This window comes from Pseudomonas sp. lyk4-TYG-107 (assembly GCF_030209055.1).
In the GTDB taxonomy this organism is placed as follows: domain Bacteria; phylum Pseudomonadota; class Gammaproteobacteria; order Pseudomonadales; family Pseudomonadaceae; genus Aquipseudomonas; species Aquipseudomonas putida_A.
In genome coordinates this window covers 181,784-194,509 of the sequence record NZ_JARVST010000006.1, presented here as the reverse complement: position 1 = coordinate 194,509, position 12,726 = coordinate 181,784, and the positions used below count along the sequence as shown (strand labels likewise).

5 protein-coding genes are annotated in these 12,726 nt (G+C 61.0%); all 5 read right to left on the bottom strand.

All coding sequences use genetic code 11. From position 1 onward, the window contains the following. Positions 1 to 14: 14 nt before the first annotated feature. The 5 genes from QRN61_RS06615 to QRN61_RS06595 all read right to left on the bottom strand — a co-directional run bounded on the left by QRN61_RS06615 (position 15) and on the right by QRN61_RS06595 (position 12,710). Complete coding sequence (locus QRN61_RS06615) at positions 15 to 4,568, bottom strand: hypothetical protein (protein WP_285373446.1); 4,554 nt, start codon at positions 4,566 to 4,568, stop codon at positions 15 to 17. A gap of 28 nt (positions 4,569 to 4,596) precedes the next feature. Further along, positions 4,597 to 9,171, bottom strand: coding sequence for a hypothetical protein (locus QRN61_RS06610; protein ID WP_285373445.1), 4,575 nt, complete (start codon positions 9,169 to 9,171; stop codon positions 4,597 to 4,599). A 152-nt stretch (positions 9,172 to 9,323) separates the two neighbouring features. Then, the gene (locus tag QRN61_RS06605) at positions 9,324 to 10,424 is read right to left on the bottom strand and encodes a polyamine ABC transporter substrate-binding protein (RefSeq protein ID WP_096795420.1); all 1,101 of its coding nucleotides are present in this window, start codon (positions 10,422 to 10,424) and stop codon (positions 9,324 to 9,326) included. Continuing rightward, on the bottom strand, positions 10,421 to 11,446 hold the full coding sequence (locus tag QRN61_RS06600) for a histone deacetylase family protein (protein ID WP_225136807.1): 1,026 nt from the start codon (positions 11,444 to 11,446) through the stop codon (positions 10,421 to 10,423). Before QRN61_RS06600 ends, QRN61_RS06605 begins: the two co-directional genes overlap by 4 nt. A 268-nt stretch (positions 11,447 to 11,714) precedes the next feature. Then, on the bottom strand, positions 11,715 to 12,710 hold the full coding sequence (locus tag QRN61_RS06595; protein ID WP_027610360.1) for an AraC family transcriptional regulator: 996 nt from the start codon (positions 12,708 to 12,710) through the stop codon (positions 11,715 to 11,717). Positions 12,711 to 12,726: the final 16 nt, after the last annotated feature.

The window sequence follows — 12,726 nt, the reverse complement described above, 5'->3', positions numbered from 1 at the left end:
GCCCGACGGTGGTATCACGGTTGTGCTTCGAGTTGCAGGAACAGGCTCGGATCGCCAATCCGGCGCAGCACGTAATCGATTGGCGTCAGGTTTGTCAGAGCCTGTCGACGTTCTGCGCTGAGGGTCTTCAAATGCGCATCGGCGATTTTCAGGTGCGCCGCGGTGAATTGTTCCGGCGCGGCTTCGGGCGAGTCGTAGTGAAAATGCGCGAGCCATAACGGCTGATCATGCTGGGTGCTGTCGAGTATCTGATACTCCTGAAAATAATCCTGGCGCTTTTTGGTCTTGATCCGGCCCTGGACGTTCCTGACGATTCGTACCTGATGATTGTCCAGCAACCATTTCAAATAGGCTTGTCGAGGCTGGCGGTCCTTGAGCAGACTGGCGCGCACGGCGATGCCTTGAGCACGTAACCGGATTGCGGCGCTGTTGAGTTCCGCACTCAAGTTGCCCACCGGCAACCGCGTGCCACCGGCGGCGACAATGCGGGCCTGCGCCTGTTCGACGCTGACCGCAATCTGTTCCAGTCGCCGAGCCTGCTGATCGAACAGATCCTGCATGTCTGCCGGTATGCGGTTGGGCCTCAGAGCGTCACGCCGGGTCCGGTCAATGAACGCCTGCACTCGCTCATTCTGGTTCAGGGCATCGGCAATGAACTCGATGTCGCCCACCTGCGTCGTCGGGGAGGCGGTGGGTCTGACGGGAAGCATTTCTTCCAGAGGTGATTCGCTGGCGGCTGCGGGTCTGGCGGGCGCAGGGTCACGAGGCCGGCTCTTGGTGACCTTGCCAACCGGTCGGGACGGTCCTGCGACAGAGGGGCCCGGTGTGGCCGGCGTGCTGCGGGCTCCGGTTTCCGGCAGCAGTTCGCTCAGTTGCTCCTGCGCCAGTTGTCTGAATTCGCCGAGCAAGCTCCTCATCCGTGTCAGTTCCGCCGCAACCACCATGCCCGGGTATTCGCCTGGCAAGTCCCCCAGACGCTGATCGGCATCGACATAGACATCGATCAGTCGGCTCAGACGATCAATGCGCAGCGCAGTGCTGTCGCCGTTGTCGGGTTTCCTGATCAGGGCGGCATGGCGGTGTGTGGCGGTGGCGGCTTCGATTATCAGCCAACCGGTGGCCTCCCGCGCCGCTTCGGTGGCAGTTTCCTGCATGCACAACTCGTGAGACATGCCGATGGCATTGGATTTCAGGTCCCACTGGTTAAACGCCGGGAGCAGTTGGCGCAAGCGTTGCGCGGTGGTCATGCCTGCACTGCCGATGGTGTCGAGAGTTTCCAGGGAGGTACGGGACAGTTGCAGGCGGGCGATCATGTCCTGGCTCAACGCCAGAGCCTGGTGCAGTTCCTCGTTGTAACTTTGCAGCGCTTGCGGTGTATCGATGACCGTGTGTTGAGCCAATTTACGGGTCAATACTGCGTAAGCGTTGCGTTTGAGAACGAACCAGAGGCTGAGGTTTTTTTGCAGCAAAGTGGTCATGCGCTGCAATTCGACGAAATAGCCATCGCTCCCCCCTTTGAGGCGCCATTGGCCGAGTATTTTCAAGGCCTCGTCGTAATCCCCGATCAGCTTTTCGACGTGTTCAAGGTAACGCCGGGTCGCCTCTTCGTGGGCTTGTCCGGAGGCGCCAAGCATGGCTGACTGGGCTTGTTCCAGAGCAGCGTTGCCGACGGCTTCCTGATTTCTGAATGCTTCCAGAGCCGTACCGAGCTGGTTCCTCTGGGTTTCCTTTTCCTTGCGCTGGGCCTTGAGCTGACTTTGCAGGCTGGTGCCCCCGGCGCCACCGCGCAGACGCAGTCGGGTATCCACGAACCATTGGCCTTGCTGGTTGTGAATCAGCAGCGGACCGGTTTTTGACGGTGTCTGCGGATCAACGATTTGCACCTGCTGGTCATCGTTTTCAATCACGCGGAACCAGCGATCGCCCGCCTGCGCATAGGTGCTGGTAGCGAGGCGATACAGGGTCGCCTTGCCGCGCAGCAGGGTTTCCACGGCGGCTGCCGTGAGGTCGGGCGCCGGCACGGCCAGAGTATTCAGAAACGTTGCCAAGGCACCGGGCGAACGCCGGGGCACCGAGCCGTAGGCTTCAAGCGAGGAGTAATGGCTGGCCGGGAGTTGGTCCTTCAGCAGCGTGGTGACGTGTGTAACCGTGGGCGGGACAGGCGCTTGTGCAGGGGCGGTCTGGATCCGGGGCAGTCCTTCGCTTTCGATATCGCTTGCGCCTTCGCTGCGCAACGCTGTGCGGGGGCCGGTTGTGCGTTGGGTGGCCGCATGATGGGCCAGGATCATGCCCAGGTTCAGCAACATATCGGCAACCGCGCTCCACTGGGCGTGGGTATCGCCACGGTTGTGGGCATCCACGACCTGATCGATTTCGCTGATGCTTTGCCAGACCCAGATCGCCGCGCCTGCCGGGCCGCAGAGAAAGTTCGCGGCAACGTTGAACAACGCCCACCCGCTGTCTCGCAGCAAGGCCCAGCGGCGTTGCGCATTGGACAACGACTGTCGGTCGGCGAGTTCGGCCATCGCCAGTGCATGGGTCTTGAACAGCACCGGGAACACGTCGCCAGTCAGCGCCGTGGAGGCAAGCCCGACCGGCCCGGCCCACTTGACGCTGGTCCAGGGCTCGGCGAGCAATTGCGCGCCCAGCCACGGACTGGGCAGACCGATGGGGAAGGTGTATTGGGCATATTTGAAGCTGGTTTGGGAATCCGCCAGCCACGCCAGCACCGAATCTCTCAGTTCGCCTGGCTGATGGACGGCGTACAGCAGGTTTTGCGTTGAAGGGAATTGCAGCAATGGCTGCTCAAGCAACGGACGATACAGCAGGCATGGCCCGGCTCCAGGCAGACGCGGAGCAATGATGAACATGTTGGTGACAACATCGCCAACAGTCTCCCCGGCATGGATAAACGTCAGCGGACGAATGACCACAGTGTGTGGATGACCGGGTATCGGTTTGAGCCACTCCTGGACACAGCGATAACCCTGCTCATCCACGCCGCCGAGGCGACGCAGCTTGGATTCCAGTGCAATCAGCGGCAGCAGTGCGTGCAACTGGCGGATGTAAAAGCGCTGCTGCAGGGGGGCCTGCTGCGGATCGTTGATCAGTCTGTTCCTGATCAAGCCGGGGTATACCTCACCCATGTCGATCTTGTTTGCCATCTTCGTCAGGTAGGCGACAGTCAGCCACTGCGGCAGCGCTTGTGGCGGGTCGAATTGCAGAGTCGCCAGATACGGCGTGCGGTTTTGCAAGGCGTACTCGCCCAGGGTTTCGACATGGGTGTCATGCGGATCGGGCAGTGTCACGCCTCCCGATTCGAAGCTGTTGGTGATGCGGATTTGCAATTTGTCCAAAGGCAGCCCGGCCGCCGATGGCTGATCGGCAATGATCGCCTCACGCATGCAATTGCGTGCATAGGTATCGATCGGCGGGATTGGCAACAGCGCCTTGTCTGCCTGCCGGTACAACTGGCCCAGCGCATTGATCGATTGGCTGTATTGATCGAGCTCGGAAGCCGAAGCGTCGAGCAACCAGTCGGGTATCGAATCATCGAGGTCGATGAGGGTGTTTTTCTGCGGTTCGCTGGCTTGCTCGATCAGGGGCAGAAGGGAGGAGCCGTCCTCGCTTTCCTCGTCGAGACTTTGTCGGGTGATTGCCCGGATGGCATCGAGCTGGTTGGCAATCAGGACCCACGCCATGTGGTCGAAAAAATTGCCCTCGGGTTCGAACAACTGCCACTGCAGATTCTGTCCGGCCGGCAACAGTTCGATACGCTGCGGCAGTGATTCACCCAGTTGCTGCAGAGAGTCGAATGTCTCGTAACCATCTTCCACGGTGTACATCATGACCAGATCGCGCAGGCCATAGCGTCCGAAAATCACCACGGCGCCGCCCAGAATCAGGTGCCGGGCAGCGCCTTGAGCATCGACCGAGTCGATGTCGATCAGGCACACCCGGATGTCCGACAGTGTTATGTCGTGACGCTGGCGCTCCTGTTTGTCCGGGCGCCGCGAAATCGCCCGGGCGACCAGGCACTGTTCATCGTCCCAGCCCTCGGCGTTATGGACGTTCAGGGCTTCGCGCAGGGCATCGGAGAGTTCTTGCCAGCGCGGCAACTGGCGTCGGGTGCTGTTCCAGTAATCCAGCTGTCGCTCGGCGAAGGCAACAAACAACAGGGGCGCATAATCGTTGAGCAGATCGGCAATGGCCTCGATATCGACATCCATATGCACCACTGGCGTGGCCTGGTGGTTCAAGGTCAGAAAGTGTTCACCCTCCAGATAGTTGGCGCTGGAGCCGTTGAAAAATTGCCGGACGAGTGCCTCTGTCAGTGATTCAAATCGGGTCGGCAGGGCCACTCGTTCCGCGTTCAGCCATTGCCATTGTGGCGTGCCGATCATGGCCTGCTCGGGATCGATCTTGCGTTGTGGATACAGCGCTTCGAGCGCCTGGCGCAGCACTGCGCTGGCGACTTCATCGACCGTGGGCCCGCGACTGGTCTGGTGGACGATCTGGCTCTTTTGCAGCAATGCATGGGTTTCGGTGTTCGCTGAATGCTCAGTCATTGTCATTGTCCTTTTTGACGTTTGGGGCTTATGAGAAAAACAGCGAACGCGCCAGCTGCGGGCTGATCGCGCTGCGATAGATAGCGATGATTTGCGGGCTGCTGGTGGCTGAGTCCAGGTCGAAGGCGCCGGCCATCCGCCGTTGCTCCTGCAGTTTCAAATGGGCGGCGGTGAAGGCGTCGGCCGGTGCATCGAGGCTGTTGTAATGGAAGTGCGCGTACCACAACGTCTTGCCGCTGCGCCGCTCGCGAATTTCGTACTCCTGCAGATAATCCCTGCGCGGGCCTTTGAGGCGACGCCGGGCACCGCCAGACACAATGTCGATCTCATTTTTGTGCAATAACCATTCGACCCGGGCGGCGGTTGGCGGTTGTTGCTTGGTCATCTCGACCCGTATCCGGTAGCCCTCGGCGTACAGGCGTTCACCCGCCTGGTTCAATTGGGCGATCAGGGCTGGCGGCTCCTCGGTGCTGTTCGCCCGCAGCCGGGCCTGTTCAAGGCTTTTCGCGCTTTCGTCGAGCTGTTCGGCCTTGCGCTGGAACTGCTCTTCGATCTCCACCGGAATCCGACCGGGTTTTTTGGCATGGGCTTCGGTTTGCCGGATGAAGCTTTCTACGCCATCGAGCAGCGTCTGGCCCTGGCTGATCTGGGTGGCGAGATCCGCTACCGGAGCAGGCGGGCGGCGCCGTCCGGGCTGAATGCGTTCGACCCAGACACCGGGCGTTTTCTCGTGAAACGTGGCGATGACGTTCCCGGTCATGGGCGCTTTCACGTCAAGCAGAACCGGTTGCCCTGGCGCCGAGGAACGCAACTCGCCGACCACTGTGCCCTTGAAGCGGGTTTTGATAATCCGTTTACGTGAGGCTGGCGCTGGCCTTGAAGGACCGGGCCGAGGCTCCACCGGCCGGTGTTCGAGGAGCAATTGCGCCAGTTGCTCTTCGGTCTGGCGCTGGAACTCGTTGATTCGTTTACGCGTATGGCTGAAGGGCTCGTCAAGCAGCACATCCTTGTGGTTGAGGGCGAAATCCTCGAACGACTGATCGATGGCGGCAAACTGTTCGAGCATGCCGTTGAGGCCTTCGATCCGCTCGTTGGCCCCCAGGCTGGTGTGGTCGAGCAGCAGTTCCTGTGAGGTCTGAATCACCAGGTTGGTTGTGTCGAGCAGGCGTACCAGATCGCCTTGCGCCTGAGTCAGCGCTGGCGAAGCCTGCTCTTGCAGGCAGATGTCGCGAGCCAGCGACACCTGAAGTGCCTTGAGATCATTGAGACTGAACACAGGCAGCTTTGCGCGATAGGTATTGGCGACTTCAGCGGCACGTTTGCCCAGTCGGCTCAACTCCTGGAAACGTGACTGGGCAAACTCGATCTTGCTGATCATGCCCTCGGTCAAATCGTACATTCTGCGGTAGGTGACAGGGTCACCGGTGCCTGCCGCCGTTTCTTCGGCCTCGAGCAGCACCAGGGTTTCCTTGAGGGTTCTGGCGAAGAGGGGATCACGTTGAGCGAGCCATGTCTGGTTGAAGAACAACTGGGTACCGAGCATCTCGGTCATGGCGGTGCGGAAATGGGGTACGGTCTCAAGCAGGTTCAGCGATTTCAGCTGGTCGATGGGAGCCGCGTATTCCTCGGTGCGGCGTTCAAGTGCTGCAAGAAACGTGGTCTGCTGCGCCACCAGAGTGTCATCGCTGGCCGTGGTCATGGCGGTGTGAGCGGCTGTCAGCTCTGCGCGGGCCTGCTCGCGGGTGTTATCGAACTCGGTCAGTTGTTTCTTGAGTTCGGCGATGCGTTCATTGTTTTCCCGTCGTTTGGCCTTGCGCCGACTCGACAGACCACCACCGCGCAGACGCAGGCGAGTGTCGACGAACCACTCGCCCCGCCGATTGCGGATCAAGCCCGGGCCCTGATGTCCGGGCTGTCGCTGCGAATTGATGATCGATACCTCACCGGTGTCGGCGACCGCCACTTCGAACCAGCGCTCACCCACGGGTGCGTAGTACCCGTTGGCATGCCGATAGAGGTGACGATAAAGGCCGGCGTCGCTGGTGGTCGGGGTGAGCGCTTCGGGGCGCGTAACGGCAAAGCGATCCAGGGTTTGGGTCAAGCTCAGGGCGGTGTCGGTCATCAGCGAAGTCTGGTGTTGCGCCGGATACTCACCGATCACATCAGGGCGTTGCACGATGCTTACCGGCGTTGGTGGTGCCGGCTCCCTGGGCTCGGTTTCGACGGTCACCGGCTTCTTTTCAGTGATGTCCCGAGGCGTCGCGTTACGGGTGCTGGCGTGATGGGCGAGCACCATGGCCAGGGTCAGCAACAGATCGGTCATCGCGGTTTTCTGCTGCCCGGTGTCGCCTGTGGCAGCGGCATCGAAGGTTTGTTGCAGATCGTCCAGCACTTGCCAGATCCAGGCGGCGGTACCGACGGTTCGACCGAAAAACGGCAGCGCGGCGCTGAGGATCATCCAGCCCGCATGCTTGAAGCTTTCCCAGCGACTTTCGCTATTGGACACCGATTGCCGATTCGCCAGTTCGACCATTGCACTGACGTTGGCCTTGAACAGAACAGCCAAGTAATCGGTAGCGATGACTGCTGTTCCCAAGGTCAGCGTGCCGCTCATCTGCAAGGAAGTCAGTGGATCGGCGAGCAGTTGTGAGAGCGACCATACCGAGGGTCGATCATCGCTGAACACGTAATTGGCATAGTTGGCGCGCGCACTGACCGGCAACCAGGCGAGGACCGCCTGACGCAATGTCGGTGAATGCTTGATGGCGTACACCAGGTTGGCCGGCGACGGGTACTGGAGCAAAGCGTGATCGGACAGCGGCCGGTACAGCAGGCAGGGTCCCTTGTCCATCTGTCGGGGGCCGATCACGAACATGTTGGCCACTTCATCGGTGGTCGTCCCCGGGCGCCACGCGGGATTGAAGGCCAGCGGTCGAATGACGATCTCCTGACCGTCCACCCGGCGATTGGCGTCCAGCACCTGAACCACGGCCGCGACATAGCGATAGCCTGCCTCGTCGACCCCGCCCTGCGCGCGAATCTTCTGCTGCAACGCCAGTAACGGCAATTCGACACGCAGCCGGCTGGTGAACAGGTTCTGCCGTCGCAGGCTTTCCAGCGGGTCATCGCGCAGTTTTTGCCTGATCAGCGCAGGATAGGTCTGGCCGATGTCGACACTGACGATCAATCTCTCCAGATAATCGGCCGTCATCCATGCCGGCACCGCAGTGCTGCCGATATTGCTCACGGTCTTGTTGCCCAGCGGCAAGGCAATCAGGTTTTGCAACGCCAGATCGACCAGGCTGAAGGTGCTGCGTTCGGGCTCCAGCAACGGCGTGAAACTGCCCCACACCACCACGCTGTCGACCACGATGCGAATCTCGGCCAGATTCAGTTCAGTGGCTTCGGGATGCTCCTTGAGCAGGGCCGCCTGCAGTTGCTCCAGCGCGAACTCGCGAATCGGTTTGATGCCGTCGTCAAAGGACTGCTCGGCGTTCTGACTTTGCACCTGCGCCAGATCCATCAGATGACGGCTGTAGGCAGTCAGGTCGCTGGGCGAGGCGTCGACCATCCACTCTGGCAACGCTTGCTCGACCAGGTTGAAGCGTGAAGACGACTGCTTGTCCGTGGGATCGAGTTCGTTGGTCGTGCGGCTGACGTGGGGCGTCAGATTGGTTGTCGCCGGTTCGTTTGCCAGCTCGCCAATCGCGTCGGCCTGCAGGGCGATCAGATTGCAAGCCAGATGATCGAAGTAGTCACCGTCAGGTTCGATCAGCCGCCATTGCAGGGTTGCAGGCGGCGGTCCCTCCGTCTGGGTCTGCAGTGAGGCACCCAGTTCCTGCAGGGTATCGAAGGCCTGGAAACCGCGAGTGATGGTGTGGGTGAGAATCAGCGTGCGGCTGCCGAGCGTGCCGATCAGTACGGCCATGTCGAGGACGTGCAGGTGACTGGAAGTACCATCGCGCGTGGTGTCCAGATCGATCAGGCAGGCGCGGGACTGATAGCGATCATCGATACTGCGGGCAGTTTTTTGCGGATGGTCGAAAAGACTCCGGGCCATGGCGCGCTGGTCGTCGTCCCACGCCGGGTTCGTCCCGACGTTCCACAGTTCGCGCAGGGACCTGGACAATCCCTGCCAGCGCGGGGCGGAGGCGCGGGTGAACTGGTTCCAGTAATCGACCTGTTGTTCCTCGAAGGCAACAAACAGCAGCGGCGCCAGTTCATTGAGCAGCCTGGCGATAGCCTCGATGTTGACGGGCAGTTGTACCGGTGTCTCGTGCGCAGGATGCAAGGTGAGGTAGTGCTCGCCATCCAGGTAGGTCACTGGCTTGTTGGCGACGCCATGCCGCACCAGCGCATCGGTCAGCGATTCGAAGTGTCGCGGCCCGGGGACGACACGCTGGTCACGCAAGGTCCAGCCAGGTGTCACCACCATTGCCAGTCGCGGGTCGATCTGTAACTTGGGGTATAGCGTCTTCAGTGCCGGTTGCAGGGCGCGGGTGGCGACTTCCCTGATTGAGGGGCCGGCGATCAGCTGGGTGAGCAGGGCGTCCTGATCGTCCGGTAGCTTGTGGTCGGCGGGAGAGTTGAGGGTTTCTGGCATGGTCATATCCTTGGTCAGAACAGCAGACACCGCGAAAGAGGCGGCGAGCGATGCGTTGCAAGGTAGTGACGGGCCGAGCACCGAAGGTGGTAGATAAATATCGCAGACAAAAAAAGACCCGCACGGCGGCGGGTCTTGTCGGCAGCGTCGGCTCAGGTGCCGGACTTGATCTTGGTCCAGGCCCGGGTGCGTGCCCGCTCGGCATCCCGCGGCAGCGGTTGCAGGGTGTAAAGCGTGCCCATCGCCGCATCGGTCGGGTACAGGTTGGGGTTGTTGCGGATCGCCGGGTCGACCAGTTGGGTGGCGTCCTTGTTCGGGTTCGGATACCCGACGAAGTCGCTGACCGGCGCGATCACCGTCGGTTGCAGCAGGTAGTTGATGAAGGTGTAGGCGTCCTCCGGGTTCTTCGCGCCCTTGGGAATAGCGAGCATGTCGAACCAGATCGGTGCGCCTTCCTTGGGCAGGCGCATGTCGACCACTACACCGTTCTTCGCTTCTTTGGCGCGATTGGCCGCTTGCGAGAAGCTGCCGGAATAACCGACCGCGACGCAGATGTCACCGTTGGCGATGTCGGCCATGTACTTGGACGAATGGAAGTAGGTCACGTACGGCCGGATCTTCATCAGCAGCGCTTCGGCCTTGGCATAGTCCGCCGGATTTTTGCTGTTGGGATCCAGACCCAGGTGTTGCAGGGCCAGCGGCAGAATCTCCGACGGCGAGTCGAGCAGGGCGACGCCGCACTGCTTGAGCTTGCTGAGATTCTCTTCCTTGAAGATCAGGTCCCAGCTGTCCACCGGCGCGTTATCGCCCAGCGCGGCTTTGACCTTGGCCGGGTTGAAGCCGATCAGGATGGTGCCGTACATGTACGGCACGGCGAATTTGTTGCCCGGGTCGTTGGCTTCGATCAGCTTCATCAGTTTCGGATCGAGATGATTCCAGTTCGGCAGCTTGCTGCGATCCAGCGGCTGGAACACCCCGGCTTCAATCTGCTTGGCGAGGAACACGTTGGACGGCACCACCACGTCATAGCCGGAGTTGCCGGTCAGCAGTTTGGCTTCCAGTGCTTCGTTGGTGTCGAAGATGTCGTAGACCAGTCTGGTCTGGGTGTTCTGTGCCTTGAAGTCTTCCAACGCCTTGGGCGTGATGTAGTCGAACCAGTTGTAGACGCGCAGGGTACGTTCTTCGGCGTGGGCGCCGACGCTAAGCAGCGCGGCGCACAGGGCTGGCGCAATGCAGTGCTTGAGTCGGTTCATTGTTCAAAACCTTCCAGCACGTTCACCGCGTTGATGCCGATTTCTTCCACCGCGTAACCCCCTTCCATGACGAACAGGGTTGGTTTGCCGAGGGCGGCGATGCGTTTGCCCATGGCCAGGTAATCCGGGCTGTCGAGCTTGAACTGCGAGATCGGATCGTCCTTGAAGGTGTCGACGCCCAGCGACACGACGATGATGTCGGCACCGTAGCTGTCGATCTCGTTGCAGGCCTGTTCCAGCGCCGCACTCCACACATCCCAGCCGGAACCGGCCGGCAGCGGATAGTTGAAGTTGAAGCCTTCACCGGCCCCTTCACCGCGTTCATCGTCATAGCCGAGGAAGAATGGAAACTCGGCTTCCGGATGGCCGTGGATCGAGGTGAACAGCACGTCGCTGCGCTCATAGAAAATCGACTGGGTGCCGTTGCCGTGGTGGTAATCGACGTCGAGGATCGCGACCTTCTTGTGGCCGGCATCGAGGAATGCCTGAGCGGCAATGGCGGCGTTGTTGAGGTAGCAATAACCGCCCATCAAGTCGCCGGCGGCGTGGTGTCCCGGTGGACGGCACAGGGCGAACGCACTGCGTGCACCGCGCTGGATTTCCGCTTGGGCGGTGAGGGCGACTTGCGCTGCGCTGTAGGCGGCTTGCCAGGTGCCGGCGGTGATCGGCGCGCCGCCGTCGAAGCTGTAGTAGCCGAGCTGGCCGTGCAGGCTGGTCGGTTTGATTTGCCGCAGCGTGCGGGCGGGCCAGGTGTAGGGCAGCAGGTCGCCGTCGGTGTTGAATTCGGTCCAGCGTGCCCACGCACCTTTGAAGAAGTCGAGGTAATCGCGGCTGTGGATGCGTGCGATCGGTTCGAGACCGAAATCCTTTGGCGCTTCTACCGGGCCGAGGTTCTGGTGCTGTACCCGTTGCAGCACGTGGTCGGCGCGCGACGGCATTTCGAAACACGGCTTGAGCTGGCCGTCGATGAGTTCGCAGCGACCGTGGTGCAGGTGGTGATCGTCCGAGTAGATCGTCAGCATTTTTTGTTCTCCGCAGGGGGCTGATTCGGTTGCCCCCAGTGTTGCGGCGCGCGACGAATCGGAGAACGACAGGAAAGGCCAAAAGGGGATCGATATGGCCAAAAACTCTGACCGCAATTCGCCCCTCTTTACAGTACAGCCTTGCTTAGATTCAGGCATGCAATGCGTCCCGGTGGGAGCGGGCTTGCTCGCGAATACGGTAGGTCAGATAAATTGATCGCGACTGACACTGCGCATTCGCGAGCAAGCCCGCTCCCACATTGGAACATCAATGAGGGCGAAACTGGCTCGGCGCCACCCCGCTCCAGCGCACGAACGCATGGCGGAAACTCGCGGTCTCGCTGAAGCCCAGGGTCTCGGCGATGCGGTAGATCGGCAGTTGATCCTCACACAGCATCTGCTTGGCCCGCTCGAAGCGCAGTTCGTCGAGCAGTTCCTGATAACTGCTGCCCATGTCCTTCAAATGGCGGCGCAAGGTGCGCGGCGAGCACTTCATTTGCTGGGCCAGCCCCTCCAGCCCCGGTGCTGCATTGAGCTGGGCACTGAGCAACTGGCGAATCCGCCCCAGCCACGCCTGACGTCCGGTGAACTCGATGTTCTGTTTGCGGCAGCGGTCGGCCATGGCCTGGTGGGTGATGCTGTCGGCCAAAGGCAACGGCTGATCGAGCCAGCGCCGGTCAAAGGCGAAAGCATTGTCCTTGGCGCCGAAGTGCAGAGGGCTGTTGAAGTGCTCAGCGTAGCTGTCGCGGTAATCCGGCGCGGCATGTTCAAAACGTGTCGCCAGTAGCGGCAGCGGATGCCCAAGCAAATCGTCGCAGATGACCTTCAATGACACCAGGCAGAACTCCGCGTTGAACACCGCCATCGACGGGCTCTCGCGGTAATCGGCGGCGACGAACCAGACCCGCTCGCCGTCGTCTTCCAGGCTCAGTTCGAAAAGTGTTCCCAGCAGCGCCGGATAGCGAATCGCCAGGCGCAAAGCGTCACCTAAGGTGGCACTGGTGAGCAGGGCGTAACCGAGGATGCCGTAGCAGGAAACGTGCATCCGTCGGCCCAGTTCCAGGCCGATGTCATGCTTGAGCGCGACCGCATTGGCGCAGACCTGCATTTCCTGATTGGTGGTGATGCGTGTGTCGGCACGGGCCAGATCCGCCGCACTGATGCCGCTGCCGGCCAGCAGCGCTTCGCTCGACAGGCCTTCGGTCTTGAAGGTGTTGAGTACCAGTGAGACGGCATTGAGCGTCGTGAGGTGGGAGTGGAGCATGAGGCGGCATCCGCTG